Source organism: Streptococcus sp. CSL10205-OR2, from assembly GCF_025660655.1.
Classification (GTDB): domain Bacteria; phylum Bacillota; class Bacilli; order Lactobacillales; family Streptococcaceae; genus Streptococcus.
In genome coordinates, this window is record NZ_JAOTIN010000010.1 from 1 (window position 1) to 21,278 (window position 21,278).

At 35.7% G+C, this 21,278-nt stretch carries 13 protein-coding genes; 2 read left to right on the forward strand and 11 right to left on the reverse strand.

Annotation, left to right across the window (positions count from 1 at the left end; translation table 11 throughout):
• Positions 1 to 188 precede the first annotated feature (188 nt).
• The 5 genes from N7659_RS05715 to N7659_RS05735 all read right to left on the reverse strand — a co-directional run bounded on the left by N7659_RS05715 (position 189) and on the right by N7659_RS05735 (position 10,927).
• The gene (locus tag N7659_RS05715; RefSeq protein WP_263276244.1) at positions 189 to 782 is read right to left on the reverse strand and encodes a class I SAM-dependent methyltransferase; all 594 of its coding nucleotides are present in this window, start codon (positions 780 to 782) and stop codon (positions 189 to 191) included.
• A gap of 166 nt (positions 783 to 948) precedes the next feature.
• Positions 949 to 2,241: a hypothetical protein gene (locus N7659_RS05720; RefSeq protein WP_263276245.1), complete on the reverse strand. Its 1,293-nt coding sequence runs from the start codon at positions 2,239 to 2,241 to the stop codon at positions 949 to 951.
• A gap of 118 nt (positions 2,242 to 2,359) precedes the next feature.
• A complete protein-coding gene (locus tag N7659_RS05725; protein ID WP_263276246.1) occupies positions 2,360 to 3,784 on the reverse strand; it encodes an NADP-dependent glyceraldehyde-3-phosphate dehydrogenase in 1,425 nt (474 codons plus the stop codon).
• A gap of 73 nt (positions 3,785 to 3,857) precedes the next feature.
• A complete protein-coding gene (locus N7659_RS05730; protein ID WP_263276247.1) occupies positions 3,858 to 5,180 on the reverse strand; it encodes an FAD-containing oxidoreductase in 1,323 nt (440 codons plus the stop codon).
• A 353-nt stretch (positions 5,181 to 5,533) separates the two neighbouring features.
• A complete protein-coding gene (locus tag N7659_RS05735; protein ID WP_263276248.1) occupies positions 5,534 to 10,927 on the reverse strand; it encodes a ZmpA/ZmpB/ZmpC family metallo-endopeptidase in 5,394 nt (1,797 codons plus the stop codon).
• A 255-nt stretch (positions 10,928 to 11,182) separates the two neighbouring features.
• On the opposite strand from N7659_RS05735, the gene N7659_RS05740 reads away from it, so the two are divergent.
• Entirely contained in the window at positions 11,183 to 12,499 is a 1,317-nt protein-coding gene (locus N7659_RS05740) for an FAD-containing oxidoreductase (RefSeq protein ID WP_263276249.1), read from the forward strand.
• Between the two features lie 107 nt (positions 12,500 to 12,606).
• On the opposite strand, the gene N7659_RS05745 is transcribed toward N7659_RS05740, so the two are convergent.
• The 6 genes from N7659_RS05745 to N7659_RS05770 form a co-directional block, all read right to left on the reverse strand.
• Positions 12,607 to 12,981, reverse strand: a complete 375-nt coding sequence (locus tag N7659_RS05745; RefSeq protein ID WP_263276250.1) for a hypothetical protein — start codon at positions 12,979 to 12,981, stop codon at positions 12,607 to 12,609.
• 315 nt (positions 12,982 to 13,296) lie between these two features.
• Entirely contained in the window at positions 13,297 to 14,730 is a 1,434-nt protein-coding gene (gene lacG, locus N7659_RS05750) for a 6-phospho-beta-galactosidase (RefSeq protein ID WP_263276251.1), read from the reverse strand.
• A gap of 14 nt (positions 14,731 to 14,744) precedes the next feature.
• On the reverse strand, positions 14,745 to 16,445 hold the full coding sequence (locus N7659_RS05755; protein WP_263276252.1) for a lactose-specific PTS transporter subunit EIIC: 1,701 nt from the start codon (positions 16,443 to 16,445) through the stop codon (positions 14,745 to 14,747).
• Positions 16,445 to 16,762, reverse strand: a complete 318-nt coding sequence (locus N7659_RS05760; protein ID WP_263276253.1) for a PTS lactose/cellobiose transporter subunit IIA — start codon at positions 16,760 to 16,762, stop codon at positions 16,445 to 16,447. The genes N7659_RS05755 and N7659_RS05760 overlap by 1 nt, the downstream gene beginning before the upstream one ends.
• Positions 16,763 to 16,780: 18 nt before the next feature.
• Complete coding sequence (locus N7659_RS05765) at positions 16,781 to 17,617, reverse strand: PRD domain-containing protein (protein WP_263276254.1); 837 nt, start codon at positions 17,615 to 17,617, stop codon at positions 16,781 to 16,783.
• Positions 17,618 to 17,881: 264 nt separating this feature from the next.
• The gene (locus tag N7659_RS05770; RefSeq protein WP_263276255.1) at positions 17,882 to 19,114 is read right to left on the reverse strand and encodes a dicarboxylate/amino acid:cation symporter; all 1,233 of its coding nucleotides are present in this window, start codon (positions 19,112 to 19,114) and stop codon (positions 17,882 to 17,884) included.
• 311 nt (positions 19,115 to 19,425) lie between these two features.
• Here N7659_RS05770 and N7659_RS05775 point away from each other — a divergent pair, with 311 nt between their 5' ends.
• The gene (locus N7659_RS05775) at positions 19,426 to 21,222 is read left to right on the forward strand and encodes an AIPR family protein (RefSeq protein WP_263276256.1); all 1,797 of its coding nucleotides are present in this window, start codon (positions 19,426 to 19,428) and stop codon (positions 21,220 to 21,222) included.
• Positions 21,223 to 21,278: the final 56 nt, after the last annotated feature.

The window sequence follows — 21,278 nt, forward strand, 5'->3', positions numbered from 1 at the left end:
CCTAATAAATTTGTGGTATTCTTAAGATGTTCCATATGATTCTTTCTAATGAGTGGTTTTGTCGCTTTTCATTATAAGTCATATGGGACTTTTTGTCTGCATTGAAAAAGCCCTATAACTTCTGTGGTGGAGTTACCCACTACAGATATTATAGAGCCGGTTTTTCTTATTGATTAAATAAAACTTTGTTAAACTTTTTCAGTCTTAATCGCTTGTAAAATAAAAGCTTTTCCTTCTGGACGCATAAAAAGAGCATCCCCTTCAATAATGAGTTCTTTAGTCACTGTTTTCAAACCAAGAGACCCCAATTCTTTCGATAAATTCTCTAAATCAAAGCCACTATAGTTGGCATCAAGGTCTTGGTAAAAGTCAATCATGATGAATTGACCATTGTCATTTAATGAGACGAATAATTCTTCCAACAAATCTTTAAAGTCTGGCACATGATGCAAGACCAATGAAATAAGAAGTAAATCATAGGATTCCTTGATGGATTTGTTTGTTTCATCCACCAATTCTGTGGTGATATGGGTGTGACCTGCTGCTTCGATTTTTTGTTTTGCCTGATCTAACATGGCTTGACTGATATCTGTGATAATAATCTTTTTAGCCTTGTCAGCTAAACCAAGCGCAAGGTTTCCTGTTCCACCACCATAATCTACCATCGTATCAAACTGGTACTCTTCTAACAAAGAACGTATCACCTTGATAAAATGATCAGCCAAAGCAAGCTGCTGTGGAGAATCATAGTGCTTTACTTTTTCATCAAATTTATTAGCCATTTTCTTTCCTTTCTGAGATTGTTAACTAGTTAATCATATCAAAAAGTAATAAAGAATGCTAGAATTTGATATGGGATATGCGGTTTATAGTTTAGCCAGGATAATGAGCACTATATGACAAAAAGAGAATCTTTTTGATTCTCTCTTTATCATGTCATATTATTTTTTAAAGGTAAGCTTCAATAGCTGTCAAATCAGTCTTTCCATCATTTTCAACGACGACTTCTTTTGCCCCTTCACCCTTAGCAATCACTTTCCCTGCGACTGTCATTTTGTCAACTGTGCCACCATTAACATGATAAGAAACAACATTTGCGCCGTGTGTTTCAATATTTCCTTTAACATCAAGGGTTTTAATGCTACCGCCGGCTAAAACGCTGATAGCATCTGCTGCAAGTGTCATGATTTGACCTTTGACTAAGGTTTGACCAACTGATCCAGATGTTGAGATATCACTACCAATAGTGATGTCCCCAACAGGCTTACTGAATTGCATCCCGATGGATCCGTTACCTTTAGTCACAATTTTTTCAAAATAAGCTTTTTCGATAGTACCGTCATATTGGTTAAAGCCTCTTGCTCCTAAGCCATTGGTTGTAATCGTTTTTTCTGCTCTGAAATCTTTGACATCACCAAAGTTAACAAAACCGATACCACTTTCTCCGTAGCTAATCACTTCTTCTTTAACAATCCAACGATCAACGCTTCCCCAAACATCCAGAACCATGTCGTTGGTACCATAAGTCACAACAACACCGTTTGATACGATTTCTTTAGCGTGGGCACCATAAACGATGAAAATACCACCGGTAATGAGATTGGGTTGACCAGACGGAATCATACCATTTGAATAAACATCGTTAGTGGTTAATTGTTCAACATGAACAGGTCCTGAATCATCATTAAAGCCTGAGATGAAGATGCCACTACCAAGAACTGGTGCATTTTGTCTACCAACAGAAACGTTGTTTGCAACAACCTTAATCTCACTACCTTCTTCAGGATTAAAGTTGTAAATCGTTAAAGCACCTTGATAGACATTAACACCATATTTCATCGGTCTTTCTGGATAAAATCTCGAATCAGCTGAAACAATATCCAATTCATCAATCACAACCGATAAGGTTTTGTTTATACCACGCGTCATTAACTGAACCATTCCAGTTACTACAAGGTTTTTGAGTGCCATTTGTCCCAAATCCATGCGCGTTGAGTCAATATAAATGGCTCTTTTAGCTGGTGAGGTTTGAATGGCAATGCCTGAAATGGCATTGTTTTGTGTCAAAGCAACCCCATCACCATTAATAAAACTTAGTAAAATATTATCTGACCCAGCTGTCAAACGTTGACCTGGGTTTAATTTAATAGTATTAGGGACACTCATTGAATTCATCAATTCTATCTCTTTTTCATTAGCTAGAATAGCTTGTTTTAGTTCAATAAAATTTTTTACTTTCATTGGTTTACCCTCCTGGCTATCATTATAGCACTTATAATCTTAGGGAGTGAGTAATATGCTTATCGCTCTTTCTCATCAAAAAAAAGAGAGGTTTCCCTCTCTTTTAGATGTTAGCATGTTATTCTGTATCAAAAACAACAGATTTCAAGCGTGACATCGCTTCAATAGAATAACGCACACCTTGTGTTCCAGAACCAGAGTTTTTCACTCCCATGAATGGGAAATTATCTGTTCCACGTTGTGTTTTGTTATTGATATGAACTGTTCCTACCTCTAATTGCTCAGCAATAGCAAAAGCTCTTGGGTAGTTCTTAGTAAAGATTGATGCTTGCAAGCCGTACTCAGAAGCATTTGATAGTTTAATAGCTTCTTCTACCGATTTTACGCGGATAAATGGCATTACTGGTCCAAAAGGTTCTTCCCAAGCAAGTCTCATATCAGTTGTGACATTGTCAAAAACAACTGGTGAGATAAGATTATCTTCACGTTTAATCTCATTAAGTGGTTTCGCACCTTTTTCAGTAGCATCATTGATAAGACCTTCAACATAGTCTGCTGCTTTAGTATCAATAAGTGCTGTAATGTCAGCATCTTCTTCTGGTTGTCCAACTTTTAAAGCATTGACTTTATCACGAACGATAGCTGCTAATTCATCAGCAATACTGTCCATAACAAAGACACGCTTAACTGCTGTACAACGTTGACCAGAATAGCTATAACCACCAGTAACAATTTGTGTTGCAGCAAGTTCTAAATCAGCATCTTCTAAAACAATCGCTGAGTCTTTACCACCCATTTCCAAAAGAACTGGTCTTAATCCAGCTAATTTAGCAATATTTTTACCAACAGGTGTTGATCCTGTGAAACTGATAAAGTCAACCGCTTTATGTTCAACGATGTAATCACCAATTTCAGATCCTCGACCTGTAATTGAATTAAACACACCCGCAGGTAAACCAGCTTCAGCAAAGACTTTTGCTAAAAGCAAACCAGAAATTGACCCTTGTGTTGGTGGTTTGAAGGCAACAACGTTTCCTGCAATCAAAGCAGGAGCAATCTTAGAAGCTGCTAAATTAATTGGGTAGTTAAATGGTGAAATCGCCAATACCAATCCTTGTGGTTCACGTCTAACAACAGCTAGTTTTTTCTTGCTGGCAGCTTCAAAACTACCACCTTCTAAAACCTCACCTGTTAAACGAAGGCCCTCTTCAGCAGCAAAATCAATAATTTCTGCCGTACGAACAACCTCACCAATAGATGATTTAATTCCTTTAGCAATTTCTTTTGATAAGATTTCACCAATTTCTTCTTTATCTCTCATCAAGATATCAGCTGCTTTATGAAGATAAGCAGCACGTTCAACGTATGAAAGAGCTCGCCATTTTGGAAAAGCTTCTTTTGCAGAAGCCATAGCATAGTCAACTTCTTCTTGGCTCATGGCAGGAACTGTTCCTAGTTCTTTACCAGTCGCTGGTTCGTAAATCTTAATTTCTTTGTCTGATGATTTCCACTCACCATTAACATAGTTTTTATATTGTGTCATTTTTTCTCCTATTTGAGTCATCACTCTTTTAAAGAATGTGCTCTGTTTTTATTTCCTATTTTAACATATCTACTTAAAAATTAAAAAGGTCATTTAAATTTTCAGCCATTGTTGGATGAGTGAAAATTTGTTTTTTGAAGTAGGTGTAAGGGATATGATTATCCATTGCCATGGTAACCAAATTGATAATTTCATGTGCCTCAGCACCAAAGATTGTTGCTCCTAAAATTTCCTTTGTTTCTTTATGAACAACAACTTTAAAGAGACCTCGTAAATCACTGTTGACATGAGCTCTTGGCATTTGAGCCACTAAGAGACTATTTACCTTATAGGGTAGACCTTTTTCTTTAGCCGTTTTTTCATCCAAACCAACACGCGCTAGTGGCGGATTAATAAAGGTTGTATTAGGAATATTTGGACGATTGGCAATAGAATAGCTCTTATCCCCATTAAGATAGTCAAAAACAATTCTAAAGTCATCTAGGGAAATATAAGTAAATTGAGGACCACCATTAACATCTCCGACAGCAAAAACATCAGTAACAGTTGTTTGTCTATAGTCATCAACAACAATGGCCCCACGTTCAGAAACTTTGATATCTGTATTTTCAAGTCCTAAGTCCGCTGTATTTGGTTTTCTACCAGTCGCATACATGACAACATCGAACTCAAATTCTCCCTTATCTGTCACAATCACTGTCTTATCGTTATCATTATTTTTTACTTTTGTGATTGTTGAAGATAATTCAAATGAAATACCAGCTTCTTCCATATATTCTTGTGCCATCTGAGAAATAATTTCTTCCTCACGGCTAAATATACGATTTTGTGGGTCAAAAATAGTGACCTTTGTTCCCAATTGACTATATAAATTAGCAAATTCTAGACCAATATTACCACCACCAATAATACCCAGTGTTTTGGGTTGAACAGTCAGCGTTTGCATCTGTGTTGAATCAAAAACATTTTTGCTCTCTAATAAACCAGGTATCGGCAAGACATTTGACACCGATCCAGTGTTAATGACAATAACTTTCCCTGTTAACTGCCTAGTTTCACCATTACTGTTAATTTCAATCACTTTATCTGAAATAAAACGTGCCTTAGCTGTATAGACATCTGCAGTAGGAGCATTGGCAAGCATATCATAATTTTTTTGACGAAGACGACTGGTAACAGCCTCTTTTTCTGACATCACATCTTTAAAGTCGTGACCCGTCTCTACACTATGAAGCATTGTTTTAGTAGGAATACAGCCAATGTTAATACAGGTTCCGCCGTACATCTTGGCATCTTGTTCAATCATGGCAACAGATTTTCCCTGTGCAGCCATTTTAGCGGCCAGTGTCTTTCCACCCTTACCAAAACCAATGACTATCAGATCATATTCTTTCATACCACCCTCCTTTATAACCAGTAAAACAGTTAACTATTTTACAAAAAGAGTTATCTCTTCCACGCCATATAATATACCAAAAAAGATAACAATTTGCACAGAATAAAAATCAAATGCTTTTTTAAAAGAATTGACAGTGACTATCACTAGAAATCTTTTAAAAAGTGTCTTGTTTTTTTCTCTGTGCCTCTATTGTATACCCTTTTTCTAAAAATGGGGTTAATAATGCTTGAACCTATCAAAAAGAGGCTAGAATCAAACTTTCTAGCCTCCCTTAATATATTTTATATACCTTCACAGTAATCGAGGAACAATAATATATGGACAAATCAACCTTTCACAGTTTTACTCTATTAAATAGGATAGACCACTAAATCTTCATAATTATTAAAGATAGAAGTTCTAAAATCATCTGTTAAGTCATTGTAAGCTTTCATGATGGCAGCTTTTAATTTTTCTCTAGCAAAACCATATTGTCCTACTTTTAGTTTAGCTAAATCTTCATCAATCGCTTTTGTCATTAATGCTTCCAATGTGTCATAAGAGTTGATGATGTAAGATTGATTGTCAACCATGATTGTAATCGGCTTAATATAGCCTTTCTTATCCATTCGTTGCTTAAACATCTTAATTCTAAAATCTTCATAGTTTTCATATTGACCATTAAAGATTTTCTTAAAGATAAAGCTATCTGATAATGGCTGTTGCTGTTCTTCGGCTTCTTGTTTTAGTTGATTGCTTGCATAAGGAATGAAGCCTTCATCCCAACCAAAAGCTGCTAATAGTTCAAAAGCAGTTCTTCTAAACATCAAGCCACCACTAGTTCCAGAATCATTTTCATAAGCTGCATAAATAGGATAGTAAAGTGGTATGAAATAATAGTTATTATGATTATCACGAAGATAGTCTTTTTTCAACAAAGTACCACTCTGACTGACGAGTTTTTGACGAACCAAATCAGAAATTGATGTTAAGGTCATTTGCTCCCACTCTTGTGTGGTAATTTCTCTAATCACATCTTTACCATGAGTTACACCAGCTTTAGTATCTGTATCTTTTACTAATTCTATCTTATTAAAGAAGAATTTTTGATCAGACTTATCTTTTTTAAGAATAATATCTGCCTCAATACCATCTAAGAGGTACGTCACATCAAAAACGCCACTAAGGTAGTCTTTAAAATCCTTTTTCGTTTGGAAACGAGAGATCCGATCATTGTGGGCACCATGTTCCAAATCATACATGAAGTTAAAGCCATAGTAATAACTATTTGGACTGGTTACCGATTCAAATAAGCCAAGAGCATAGGACTCTGCTTCTTGTCCATCACGGTAACCATAACCATTTAACACACCATCTTCATCATAAGCATGTGTCATCTCATGACTATAAGTTGCCCCACCTTCATGTCCTAAGATATCAACACCATCAAAGTAAATGCGATTTAAGGATTTATTGGCATAGCCAGAATCCTTGTTAGGCGATTGTGGGTAATACCTACCGATTGGACCAAAGAAATCATCAATGGATGTGTCAATGTCACCATAAGGTTCTGCCCAGCGTCGTTTCTCATTGAACAGAGGTGCTATTTTGCCATTAACTGGATCTTTGATATAGTACCCAGCAAATAATTCTGTCAATTTATCCGCATAAACCTTTTGACTGGTTGGTGAGACCACCCTCATAAATAAGTCGACAAAGTCTTGCCATCTTCTTGCCTTATCATTAATCAACTGATGCACACGTTTTAGCTCTTCTTGATAACGTGCTTTATCAGTTTCTTTAATGTTCATATCAATGTCACGACCATAACCGCCCAAAATTAACGAGGATAGGGTCGCTACCACATAGACATTGTCTTCTTTCAATGCTAACAGAGGAAGAATATAGCTTCTATAGGATTCTTTTGTTTGAAGTCGGTCATAAATAGCCACACTTTTCTCAGGTAAAACTCGCGAAGCTTCTTCATGAATATAAGCTTTTGTCGCCGATTTAAACCAGTCATTTGCTGTCATTTCAGGAGCAAAAATCATTCTATTATGGTCTAAGAATGACAAAAGAGATGGTTTATCAATCACTTGCAAGGTGTTTTCATAAAAGGCTTCATTTTTATATAACAAAAGATTATTGTAACCTTGTGAACCGATATTGATTAGCCAATCAAGTGTATCAACGGCTTTCCCATAAAAAGATGGTCGATACATCATCAATTCTTTGATATGGTAATCGCCAAATTGAATACCATAAAGGCGATTCAAGTAAGATAAACCTAAAAGTAATTTTTCCTTATTATCGTCAATATGTCTTAACAAATACTGCTGAGTCGCTAGATTATCTGTTTCCATGAGAGAACTTGAGAGAAGTTTTTCTACTACGGTTGTTAACTGATTCTTAACTTGTGCGAAAGAATCATCCAAATACAAGGCCCTAATATCTTGCTTTTCTGTTGCTGCTAATACTGTTTTAATAGCAGGGTCCGCTAGATTAACAGAAGACAAAATAGTCATCACTTGATCACGCAGCTGGGATTTTGTTGACACAAAATAATCAGGCGTGTAAAGGAGTTTATCTAATAAACGAAACTCTCTGACTTTGGTATTAGAATACTCACCAAGATCGGTCAAGGAAAGAATTGCCTTACTATCATCCTCATAAAGCACGAACAACTGATTAACATTGTCTAACATCTCAAGATTAGTCACAAATTGATTAACAGCCATCGGTGTCACAGAAACAATCCGCTTACGATATAAATCACTCGTTGGATCAATTAAATTACCATACTTGATAATCGTATGACGATCATACAATGGTAACAATTTTTTCGTGTTATAGTACGCCATTTCTCTATCTGCTTGATAGTGTTTTAGATCACCATCCTTATAATCAGATGATGGTTGTGCTTGTTTCTCAGTTAGTACACCTAGTGCTTTTAGTTTTTCATTAAACTGTTCTTCAGTAATGGTACCATTTTGACCATCACCCACGCGTTTGTTATTTGAACCGGTAATACCGCTTCCTAACATGTCTAAAGACATATTGCTCGTATTATTATCAATTTGAGTTGCACCAAAATTGAAAGCAAGCAGGGCTGCTTTTTTAGACTGATTACCCGTTTTAATTTCACCAGCAACAACGTTATTAGTCAGACGAGACGTTGCAAAATATGAATTTGCCCTTGCTGCAAGACCAGCAACATTGTTATTAGCACGGTCTCTTGCTGTAATTGACAAATTAACATAGGAAGAATCAACCGTAGAGCCAGCAAGCGTTGCGACCAAGCCACCTATCTGATGGGTGTTAGAGTTGTTTGGGTCATAAGTCAATTGCCCATCAACAAAAACATGGTTAATATTAGCATTGTTTGCCCACAAGGCTAAACTAGCTGTGTCTGCCTGTGAAGTGATATTAACCTCTTTTAATGAAAGGTTTTCAACTCTAGCACCTTCCAAGCGATTAAATAATGGTTTATTTAAATGGTAAATCGTGTAGTGTTTACCAGCAACACTTGAAAGACTGCCAGAGAAATTAGAAGTGATATAAGTAGCTCTATCAGTTGGTGTCGCATAAAGATCACTTCCCAATTGGAATTGACCAGAAGGATTCTGTGCCATAGCATTTATCAATTGATTAAAGTCCGTGTAGATGCCATTACCTGTTGTTATTTTGTCTACCTTAATACGATAACCATTTGTGACACTGATATTGTCTGACGCAAAGGACACCAAACGAGGATGAATGATTTGTCCTTCAATATGGCCATCAACTTCTCTAAATTGAGCAACTGGTAACAAGGCACTGTCATGATTAGTCGTTAATTTCACCAGATAAGAGCTGGCATCTGTTGGTGCTTCTTCTAGTCCTGTGACACGTTTTAGGCGATGATTAGCATCTAATTGGAACAACTCTGCCTTTGTGATAGAGCGAAATTCTATTTTCTTGGGAATGAATTCAACTTCTAGTTGTGGTTCTAATATTTCTTCAACATCACCTGTACCTGTGTCATAAACAAGAGTTGTTTCTATCTGATAAATCGTATAAGGTTTGAAGCCATCTAGTTGAAGAGTTTTGTTTTCTAATTGAGACTCAAGTGTTTGAACAACTTGATTACCTTCTTTAACACTCACTTTTAGCTTTTTAAAGGCAGCATCAGGGTCTTGTTTTTCATAAGTGATGCTAAGTGTTTGTTCGTCATGATTAGTCACCACTTGATCCACAACGACCACTGGTTTTTCCTTTTTAGGTTTTTCTAGTGCTTGTCTAGCGATTTCTTGTCTTTGTGAGGTGACCTCTCCTGTTTTTTCATTAACCTGATAAGTGGTTTGATAAGTCACTTGATAACCCACGCCATTATCAACAATAACTTCTGTCTCTTCAAATGGTTTGGTACCAAGTTTGACAAGCTCATTAATAGGTGCTGTTGTTTGACTTTCACGGCTTAATTCGACACCTTTAGTTCCATTTTCTTCAAGATAGGTTACAGTCGTTACAACAGAGCCTGGAATACCTTGTCTTAGTGTTTGCACTTGACCATATTCCAAACTGTCATCTGCTGTATAGCGTGTCTCAAAAGCCAACGTTTCACGACTAGTCTCAGCTACGGTTCGTGCTTCTTCTAAAACTACTTCTGGATAATCTGTCGGGACTTCAAAGAAAATAGCATTATCCTCAACGACTGGAGCTGTTTCTGGATGTGCCTCTACAATCTGAGCTTCTTCCAAGCTAACCGTTGGATAATCTGTTGGTACTTCAAAATAGATAGCATTGTCTTCAACGACTGGAGCTGTTTCTGGATGTGCCTCTACAATCTGAGCTTCTTCCAAGCTAACCGTTGGATAATCTGTTGGTACTTCAAAATAGATAGCATTGTCTTCAACGACTGGAGCTGTTGATGGGTGTTCCTCTACAATCTGGGCTTCTTCCAAGCTAACCGTTGGATAATCTGTTGGTACTTCAAAAGAAATAGCATTATCTTCAACAACTGGAGCTGTTTCTGGATGTGCCTCTAAAATCTCAGCTTCTTCCAAGCTGACCGTTGGATAATCTGTTGGGACAGCAAAAGAAATAGCCTTATCTTCAACGACTGGAGCTGTTTCTGGATGTGACATCTCCGATGTTTTCTCTTCTTTCAAAGAATCATTGCTTGTCTCTTGATTTAACTCAGGCTTAGAAACATCATTTTTTACTTCAATAAAGCCAATGTAATGATGATTAGGAATATCAAGCACAATATCAGCTGTCTCAAAGACTTGACCAGCTTGTATTTCTTGATGGTACTGTCTAAGCGCACTCACTTCTATAGATGACACTGTCATAGAAGCAGGCACAAGAAAGGCACCCGTAACCATCAGTAGATATGGCAATGCTCCTTTACCTATTTTTTTATTTTTCTTTATCGTCACCCCTACAACAAGTAGCGACAAGCCACCTAAAAAGCTATAGGCAAACAAAGACTTATCATTAGTCTTTGGCAAAGTCGTTTCTTTATTGGGGGAATAAACCAAGTAAATAGTCGTTTCTTCAGCAATCTCGTCCCTTGGACTCCCTTTTTGAATGAAAGAAAGCTCATCAGGCGTTAATTCTGATTCTAGTACATAATCATAGGTGACTTTGGCATGATGCTGATCTGCCAAAACCGGTGTTGCTCCCAAAAAAGAGGCACCAATAATCACCGAACCAATACCAACACTTAATTTTCTAATAGCATAATTAAAAACTTTCTGATAAGAGGCAGTTGTTTTTGTCATTATAGTATTTTCCAATCTAACATATCATTTTTTCATTAAAGTTTCATCCTTTGAAACTAAAGGCATATACCTTTATATTCTACAAAAAAATAGCTTAAAATAAAAGAACATTTTTAGAATAAAATCAAAAAAAATTAATCATTATCCATTTTTTATCAGAAAATAATAAGAAATCTTTCAAGACAGATAGCAGATAGTTGTGATTTCTATTTGATGGTGATATGATGAAAAAAGAACAAGAAAGGAATCAAACCAATGAAACATTATGATTTTCTCATTATCGGCTTTGGCCAAGCAGGTAGACCCCTAGCTAGTCAAATGGTCGCCAAAGGTAAAACTGCTGCCATCGTTGAACAAGACCCAATGATGTATGGAGGAACCTGTATCAATGTTGGCTGTGTACCAACCAAAACTATGATTTCTGATGCACATCAACACCTTAATTTTGAAGAGGTTATGGCAAGAAGAAACAAGGTCACTTCTATGTTACGTGAAGGTAGTGCCAACAATGTCAAAAACTCTGGCATGGATTTATATCTTGCTAAAGCAAGCTTTGTTTCAAACAAAGTGGTTGAACTCACTTCAGAAAACGAGACTATTCAAGTGACTGCTGATATCATTGTTATCAATACCGGAGCTAAGTCGAGAGTTTTACCAATAAAGGGACTTTTAGAGACTAAAAATGTCGTTGATAGCACAGGACTACAAGCACTTAAAAAACAACCTAAAACCTTAGGAATTATTGGTGGAGGAAATATCGGTCTTGAAATGACTCACCTCTTTACCCAAATGGGAACCAAGGTGACCATTTTTGAACATGGTTCTCGCATTTTAAGCCGAATGGATGACGAGTTTTCAGAATTAGCTCAATCTTACATGGAAGAAGATGGCGTCACCTTTAAGTTTAACGCTAGTGTTGAAGCTGTCAAAAACCAAGGAGAACAAGTTCTTTTAACTGCAGATGGTAACGACCATCTATTTGATGTGGTCATGTATGCAGCCGGACGTGTCCCAAATACGGATGGTCTTGGACTTGAAAACACTGACATCGAACTGACTGAAAGAGGCGGCATTAAAGTTGATGACTACTGTCAAACAACTGTTGAAAACATCTACGCTCTTGGTGATGTGAGAGGTGAGATGCAATTTACCTATATCTCATATGATGATTACCGCATTGTTTACAGTCATCTGATGGGAGAAAATCAGTTCAGCCTCTCTAAACGTCAAAACATCCCAACGGCAACCTTTATCAATCCAACCTTAGCAAGTATCGGCTTAACTGAAAAAATGGCAAAAGAACAAGGATTGCCATATAAAGCCAATAGCCTCAAGGTTGAAAATACTCTAAGAGCTTATATCACCAATAACTCTAGAGGATTAATAAAAGTGATTGTCAACAAAGAAACGGATGCTATTTTGGGGGCTACTATTTTTAGTGAAGCAGCACACGAAATCATTAATCAACTGAAAATGGCAATGGACCATGATATTCCATATACCTATCTTAAAGACCAAATCTTTACGCACCCCACCATGTCTGAAAATCTCAATAACGTCTTTAATTTCTAAAAAGAAAGAGGCTGGTAAAATTTACCAAGCCTCCTTTTTTATTGACTAATGATGCCATTTTGCCACTCATATTAAGTGACAATGATGAGATTATCAATGACTTTTTTTCATGCAAAGCTTTCAGTCGTTGCCAGCATTTCCAGTTTTTGCTCAATAGCATGCTGACACGCTAAAAGACTATTTTTTTCAAAAATAACAGCTGGTAAAGGATGCTTTTCACCAGAATTAGTTTCAAAAGTTAAAATCATCTGAAAAGAACTAACCACTGTTAATAAACCAACCAAAACTAGTAAAATCCCTAGTAACAATTGATGGAAAAGTAGGATTTGAGCTAGACCAACCGCCATTAATATCAGCCCCCAAATCAAAGATTCAACATCAGTTTTCGATGAAGAGTCAATACGCTCAATATCTTTTAAAAGAACCAATGTTTTTTTGGAACCTATAGGAATCATACGATAGATTAAATCTGGATAAGACATTCTAATTTCATCTCCCTCCAAAAAAAGTGAGGATTTCAGATAAAAAGTCAAGTATGAGGTGATAAAGAAATGGTCCATGTCAATTCTCCTTGATTCTACGGTAATTTGTACGCTATTTTTTAGTCGACAAATGAAATAGTTAAACGCTTTGAGGCACCCTTTTAAAAAATAGTCCAACACCTTCAAAGTCACTCTTTAGCAAAATGCTGGTTACATTATAACATTTATTGAACGCCACTGCTATATTTTCTTCAAAAAAATACAAAATTATCACATAAATATTACAAAAGATGCTTGAAAAAGTATCTTTTTGACTTATTTTGGCCAATTAAGAGATGACGCATCCAGAATCTGATGACTTTTAGCCAATTCTTTAAACCAGTAAGCACTCTTTTTGGGGAACCGTTCTTGGGTATTAAAATCAACATAGAACAAGCCGTATCTTTTTTCATAGCCATTTGACCAAGAAAAAACATCCATCAAAGACCAAATGAAATAGCCTTTGACATTGGCACCATCTTTGATGGCATCAGAAATAGCTTCTAGGTGTTGTTTTACATAATCAATCCTTTCATCATCATAAACGGTTTGATTGATGAATTGATCTTTGTAACCCAGTCCATTTTCAGTGATATAGATTTTTTTATAGTTGGGATAATCTCTTTTAACACGCATGATTTGATCATAAAGACCCTTAGGGTAAATCAACCAGTCCCAGTCACTTCTAGGGATATTGACATCAAATCTTCTTTGACCAACACCATTAATTTGATATTTTGAGCCGCCTTTATTGCCTTTTGAGTTGTGAACAATTTCTGTTTCACCATCAAAAGCTGACATCCAATCACTCATGTAGTAGTTGATGCCTAGAAAATCATTACTGTCTTTAGCTGCTGTTAAAATAGTGATGTCGTCATCACTAATATCTAAGTGACCTCCATTATTATCTAAAATATGACGAACACCCGCCATCGTTTCTTTAGAATAATGACCAAGAAAAGTCGCATCTAAAATGAATTTATTATGGATAATATCTTCCAACTCGGCAGCACGTTGATCTGCTTTATCATTAGGATTATAGGGATATTTAGTTGGTAGTGCATGAACGACACCTATTTCCCCTTGATAACCAGCTTCTTTATATAGTAAGACCGTTTTAGCATGCGCAAGCATCATATGATGATGAGATTGAAATAATTTTTCAAGATCATAGGTAATCCCAGGCGGAAATTTACCATTAAGGTATTGGCCATCACCAATTGGACCAATCTCATTAAAAGTTGTCCAGTAGTTGACCTCTTTAAACTCTTCAAAACAAAACTTGGCGTAAGCTACAAAGTGATCGATAGTATCTCGGTTTAAAAAGTCACCATTTTTATGGAGTTTTTCTGGTGTATCAAAATGATGAAGTGTGACAAAAGGCTCGATATGTCTTTTGTGGCATTCTTCAAAAAGATGATGATAAAAAGCCACACCCTTAGGATTAACCTCGCCAAAACCTGTTGGAAAAATTCGTGACCAAGCAATGGAAATCCGAATACCGTTGATACCAAAGTCTTCACTAAGCTTTAAATCAATAGGATAACGATGGTAGAAATCACTGGCAGGCTCTGCTCGATACCAATAATTTTCTTCCAAATAACTATCCCAAGCCACACGTCCCTTACCATCTATCTGAGTGGCACCTTCTGCTTGATAAGCAGCAGTAGCACCACCAAAAATAAAATCGTTTGGCAATGTTTTTACCATTTTAACCTCCAAAATTATCCATTAGACCTTGCCAGCTGTGCTTGGACAAAATCAAGTGCCGCCTGACCATCTCTAGTGAGTTTAATGTACTGTGCACCTTCGGTTTTTGCCAGCTTAATCCCTAATTTGTCAGTTTCTTTTTTAATATCTTCATAATTGGAAGCCACTTGAGGAGCTAAAATAACCAATTGATATTCTGGTAACATTTCTCTGTGAGCACCATAACTACCCGCTGATGCCTTTACTGGCACATCATAGTCGTGTGCAGCTTTTGTAAGAGCATTGGCTAGTAAACCACTAGTGCCACCCCCTGCACAAAGAACTAAAACATTGGTTTGATTGGTAATCTTATCTTCTTTTGTTGACGTCACTGCATGACTTGTATCATCAACAACTGGTATAGTTTCTGTCATCGTAACGTCTGTTTGTGCTGACTGATGACTGACTCCTTGTCTTTCTTCAGCTAAAATCTGCTCATCATAAACTTTTAAAAATGGGTAGTAGATGATAACATCCACAACAATGACGGCAATGGCTAAAACAAATGACCAGAGAGCAAAACCTGTCCCCATGACAATCCCAATAGGCCCAGGCGTTGTCCAAGGTAGATTGACACTAAAACTGTTCATTCCTAAGACATCAACAAAGAACTTAAACAACCAGACATTAGCAATCGGAGCAAAAATGAAAGGCACAAAGAAAATCGGATTAAGCACCAAAGGCGCCCCAAACAAGATTGGCTCATTAACACCAAAAAAGGTTGGTACTACAGAAGCTCTTCCAATCGCTTGATTTCGTTTTGACTTGGTTAGCCACATAAACATGAATGGGACAACTAAGGTTGCACCAGTCCCTCCCATGGTAACAATAAACATTTGAGTGCCAGAAGTCAGAATTTTATCGGCATGTTGCCCCGCTTGAATCAATTGATAGTTGGTTTCGACATTGGCATAAGTAATGGCAGCAATCGCAGGTTCCACAATAGATGGCCCGTGAATACCAACAAACCAGAACAAGGCATAAGCCCCAAAAATGATGGTAATTCCGATATAGCCGTCTGCGGCTGTAAATAAAGGCTCAAAAAGTTTCAAAATACTTTCAGCAACACTTGTAGAAGAAATACTGCGACTGATAATATCTAAAAGGTAGAGAACACCGATTGATAGGGTTAAAGGAATCACATCCTTAAACACTTGAGAGATATTTGGTGGCACTTCTTCTGGCATTTTAATGGTGACATTATTTTTCACACAAACCTTATAGATGTTAACTGTGATAAAGGCTGACAAGAAGGCAGTTAAAAGACCCTTTGTCCCTAAAAAATCCCCAGAAAAAGCACCATCAACAGACGTAGACGCAAGTAGCAACAAACCACTAATGGATGCAAGCATGGTTGAGATATAGTTAATCTGATTGGTCTTCTCCAAACTACGATTCATCGAATCGGTCAAAGATTTAGCCGTTGTTCCAGCCACCAATAATGCGATAATTCCCATAGAATAGCCATAAGGTTTCATTAAAAGACTGGTCACATTCTCTGGCCAGCTAAAGCCAAAAATATTGGGAACAAATGTAATCAATAAAAAGATACTCGAAAATAAAATCATTGGCATACTAGCAATAAAACCATCGCGAATGGATTGTAGGTAGATGTTGCGAGAGACCTTTTCAAAAAAAGGTTTCGCCTTTTCGATTTGAGCAATTAAGGTATTCATCAATTTTCCCCTTTCTGATAGAGTGTTATCATGTGTTTCATTAAATCTCTTAACAATAAGGTTGTCATCAAGTGGTCTTGCCCGTGCATCAAAGTCACACTAAAAGCCAAGTCTTCTCCTTCTGCTTCTTTTTGCAAAAGCGTTGTTTGAGCACGGTGAGCACTAGTAATACAATCGTTAGCTGCATCAACTAAACTCTCTGCTTTTTGATAATCGCCATCTTTGGCCGCATTTAAAGCGTCCAACAATTTTGATCTGGCATCGCCAGCATAGGCAACAATTTCAAAACCTAGCAAGGTTATCTCCTCTTTATTCAAAGCTAGTCTCCTTTCTTTTTATGATAATAACCGCTGAACATGAAGAACCAGATAAAAACGTTCTCCTTGCGACAAATCCACCCCAAATTCACTGGCAATCACCTCATAAATGCGACTACCAATCTCATAAGCCTTGGGATAAGCCTCTTTGATATGAGCATCCATATCCATCAAATGCATATCATCATCCTCACGCTTATTAATCGCCTCAACGAAATACGTTAAATGAACCATTAACCGGTCATAAAAAGAACTATTTTCCTTGGTGCGTTTGATGTGATGTTGTGCCAATTCTTTTTGAACAATGGCAATAATATTTTGCGTTGGATTATTCTTTAAGCTTGGTTGACTAGTGTCCACACTCTTTGCATTTAGAAAGTGCAACAAGATTCTACCTAACTCATCATCAGGGAAATCACTTAATAGCTTTTCTCTAAAAATTGCAAGAGCTTCCTTAGCCATGAGATATTCAAGCGGATAATCCTTTGACATATCAGGAAGATGACTCTCCTCATAACGTCCTTCAATAATGCCCTTGTAAGAACAATAAATATGGTCCGTTAAAGTCACATAAAGATACTCCTGAACAGGATAGTTGTATGTCTTAGACAATTCATTGATGACCGAGTAAGTGACAGTGATAAAATCCAGAGGAATATTTTTCAAAAGTGTGAGAAAATTCTCCTGAGACTCAGAGGAATTGAGTGAAAAGACTTTTTCAATCTGTCGCTCAGAAAGTAAATCCCCCTTCTTTTTTTGAAAGGCGATACCATTACCCATCACCACAGCTTGTAAGCCTTGTTCATCTTTGACTAAAGCAACATTATTGTTGAGTAATTTAACGATACGATACATCTCTCCCTCCTTTCCACATCTAGTAAAAAAGAGACCACAAACAAACCAAGGTCCATGACCTCAATTTATCTGTAGTCTCGCCTAATCTCATTAGTAACAATCTACCTTATCCTACTTACGTGTGTATTTTAACATAGTTCTAAAATTTTGTAAACCCTTTCTTTTTTAAAATAAAACAACAATTTAACAATAATTTAAACAGAATTTACGATAAAATGATTTAAAAACCCAACCAAATTTGGTTGGGTTTTATGTGTTATACCATTAAAGTGTTTTTGCCAGTTCTTTTTTTATCATCCAGTCTTTCCCATCAACAATCCTAGCAATCATCATAGCAAGACCAGTGTCGCCTGTTACGTTTAAAGCTGTTGCAGGTGCATCAGTAACTGTACCTAATAAGACCATGATTGGAATAGCTTCAGCTGGAAAACCAAAGGCAGAAATGATGAAAATCTCAGCCACATAACCACCACCAGGAATGCCACCAACAACAATCGATGCCATCACAGAAATTAAGACTGCCATAAAAATGTTTTGTGGCGTAAAGAAGTCAATGTTAAACAGTGACGATAAGACAGCAATTTTTACAATCTGAATCAAACACGCGCCGTCCTTATGAAGCGTTGCACCAAGAGGAATCACAAGATCAGCAATCTCATCAGAAATGCCAATTTTCTTAGCATGGTCTCGATTAACAGGGATTGATGCCGCAGAAGAACTTGTGCCAAGAGCTGTTAATAAAACTGGTATAAAAGTACTCCACCATTTTTTCACACCTGAAAAACCTGCCGACACATAGGCTGCAAAGGTTTGTGAAAAGATGAAATAAATAACAAGAACCACCAAGTACAAGCCTACTGCTTTTGAAAGCGAACCAACCACTTCACTACCATTAGTCCCAATCAAGATAGCAAAATAAGCCCCCAATCCTAACGGTGCTAGCTTCATAATGATGCCAATCACCTTAACAATCACCTCTGTCAATGTCTCCATCAAAGCAACAACAGGTTTCCCTTTTTCACCCACTTGGATGAGCCCAATCGCAAAAATAATCGTAAAAACAATGAGCGCCATCAAGTGATTTCTTGAAAAAAGTTCAGGAAAGTCATTGACCGTGAACATCTCGAGAATGTTGAGATTACTATCACTTGTATCTACCGATTCATTTAAAGCAATCGTCACCCCCGAAGCCGGGTTGACAAAAAAGGTGGCCACAACCATAAATAAACTGGAAACAATCCCTGTCACAAAGGTTAGTAAGAAAAAACTTCCCATAATCTTAGCCAATTTTGACAAGTTTTGCATCTTTGCAATCGCTGAAGACAAGGAGAAAAAGATTAAAGGCACCACACTACAATAAAGTAGATTTAAAAAAGTGTCTGCAATGGGCTGCAGCATAGAAGCCTCAGGACCCCAAATAAAGCCAATCAAACCACCTAGAATCATTGAACCTAGAAGAATCAGCGACGACCGATATGAATTAACTACTCTTTTCATTCTAACCTCATTTTCTATCATTATCAAAAAATTTCAGTAAAATTATTATTATTTTCTGAAAATGATGTTTTTTCTGAGTTTCTATCCTACCTTATTCTCATTTATTTGTAAATCATTTAGTTTAAAAAGTGATGGGAAAAAGAAAGAAAAAGACGATAGAAAACTATCGTCTCAGGGAGATATTTTTATATTAACAAAAATATTATGATTTGATTAGTATTAATCATTGATTTGGATCAAAATTAAGGTTAATAATTCACTTTATAAAAATAAATGATATAATGATCTAAATGAAGTTTTAGGAGGAAAAAATGTCAACTGTAATCAATAATGAAATTAAAAAAATTATTTCCATTGGAAAAACTAAAAATATTGAATTTAAATCTGAGAAAGCGTTTGATTTTCTTGTTTGTGCTATTTATTGCTATAAAACACTAAATTATGATAAATTTTGGTATGATATTACAAAAGAAAATATTACAGACGGACCAAATGATGGTGGTATTGACTTTGTCTATTATGATGAAGAAAATTCTAAAGTAATAATTGGACAAAATAAATACTCTGAAAATATCGATTCAAACTCAGCAATTGCTGAAATAGAAAAAATGATTAATACCATTAAGTCTTTTGAAAAAAAAGATACAAAACAGTATTCAAGTGTTTTAAAAGAAAACTTCTTAAATGCACTAGATAGATTAACAGAAGAAAATATAGGAAATATTGATATAGTATTTAGTTCACTATCTAAATTTAAAGAGTCCAAGGTACTAAGCAGAGTTGAGCACCAAAATCAATATTCGGATTTGATTTTTTTAACAGAATCTGAATTAGAGAAACTAATTGATAACTTAAGGTCTGAATTAGATGTTGTTGACGAATTTAAATTTGATTTGGATACCACAAGAAATGAACTAAATTATAGCTCAGACAAATATGAAGGAATTGTTGTTAATATAAGTGCTAGTAGTCTAACTGAAGCATATAATAGATTTGAAAGTAAAGGATTGTTCAATTTAAATATCAGAAGATATATAAGATCTAAAAACGTTGATGATGCCATCGTTCACTCAATTAATAAAACTAAGGATGATTTTTGGTTCAAAAATAACGGACTAACAATAGCTTGTAAAGATTATATTGTGGATGGTGATAATATAAAAATTTATAACTTTTCTATCGTTAATGGTGGTCAAACAACTACACTAATCGCAAAAAACTATGATGCTTCAAAAGAAGACTTTTTTGTGATGTGTAAAATCATAAAAAGCAAAGTTGATCTAGATAGAAATGATTCTATGTCATTTTTTAACGATATTGCTGAGGCTACTAATTCTCAAAAACCTATTCAACCAAGAGATCTTAAAGCAAATGCCCCTGAAATGATTCAATTACAAAATTTATTAAAAGACAAAGGCTATTTTTTAGAAATCAAAAGAGGTATCAATGCACCAAAATCATTTGTGGATAATAAAATAAAAAATGAAGATCTTGCTCAAATTTATTATTCATTTGTTTCTCAAAAGCCAGGCACAGCCAGGTCAAATAAAAAATCTTTATTTTCAAACAATACTCACTACAAGCAAATATTCGCTCAAAGATTTTCAAAAAATCCAGAAAAAATTAATTTCATTATAGATTTAATTGATTTAAATAAAAGAGTAGAAACTATAGTTCAGAGATTTAAAAATAATACTGCAACTAAAAAACTCACTACCGATGAACTTAATATTTTAAATAATGGAAAATTAGCTATTATTGCCCTAATGGGATTTATCTACAGACTGTCAAATAATGATTTTGATATAAAAAATGATGATATTGATTCTATTAATGACAACTTTGAATTTAATTATTTTCTTTCAAATTATAAAGAAGATGACATTGATTCATTAATAGAAGATCTCATATATGAACTTATTCAACATATCAGTCCATTATATGCTAATGAATATGAATTAGGAAAAGTAACCAGTATCAGTAATTTTTTGAAGACAGACAAAAAATATAAAGATACCATATTAGAACAATATATTAAACACTTGAATCAAAGAAAAAATCTTAGTGAACTTATTAAATATTACGGTGATTTATTTAAACGAAATTAAATAAATTTCTTAATAATCAATAAAAATAGAGACTCATTGGAGTTTCTATTTTTTGT

Coding starts and splice junctions, on each gene's coding strand:
- N7659_RS05775 (WP_263276256.1), top strand. CDS start 19,426: ATGTCAACTGTAATCAATAATGAAATTAAAAAAATTATTTCCATTGGA.
- N7659_RS05725 (WP_263276246.1), bottom strand. CDS start 3,784: ATGACACAATATAAAAACTATGTTAATGGTGAGTGGAAATCATCAGAC.
- N7659_RS05730 (WP_263276247.1), bottom strand. CDS start 5,180: ATGAAAGAATATGATCTGATAGTCATTGGTTTTGGTAAGGGTGGAAAG.
- N7659_RS05770 (WP_263276255.1), bottom strand. CDS start 19,114: ATGAAAAGAGTAGTTAATTCATATCGGTCGTCGCTGATTCTTCTAGGT.
- N7659_RS05745 (WP_263276250.1), bottom strand. CDS start 12,981: ATGTCTTATCCAGATTTAATCTATCGTATGATTCCTATAGGTTCCAAA.
- lacG (WP_263276251.1), bottom strand. CDS start 14,730: ATGGTAAAAACATTGCCAAACGATTTTATTTTTGGTGGTGCTACTGCT.
- N7659_RS05720 (WP_263276245.1), bottom strand. CDS start 2,241: ATGAAAGTAAAAAATTTTATTGAACTAAAACAAGCTATTCTAGCTAAT.
- N7659_RS05735 (WP_263276248.1), bottom strand. CDS start 10,927: ATGACAAAAACAACTGCCTCTTATCAGAAAGTTTTTAATTATGCTATT.
- N7659_RS05755 (WP_263276252.1), bottom strand. CDS start 16,445: ATGAATACCTTAATTGCTCAAATCGAAAAGGCGAAACCTTTTTTTGAA.
- N7659_RS05740 (WP_263276249.1), top strand. CDS start 11,183: ATGAAACATTATGATTTTCTCATTATCGGCTTTGGCCAAGCAGGTAGA.
- N7659_RS05715 (WP_263276244.1), bottom strand. CDS start 782: ATGGCTAATAAATTTGATGAAAAAGTAAAGCACTATGATTCTCCACAG.
- N7659_RS05765 (WP_263276254.1), bottom strand. CDS start 17,617: ATGTATCGTATCGTTAAATTACTCAACAATAATGTTGCTTTAGTCAAA.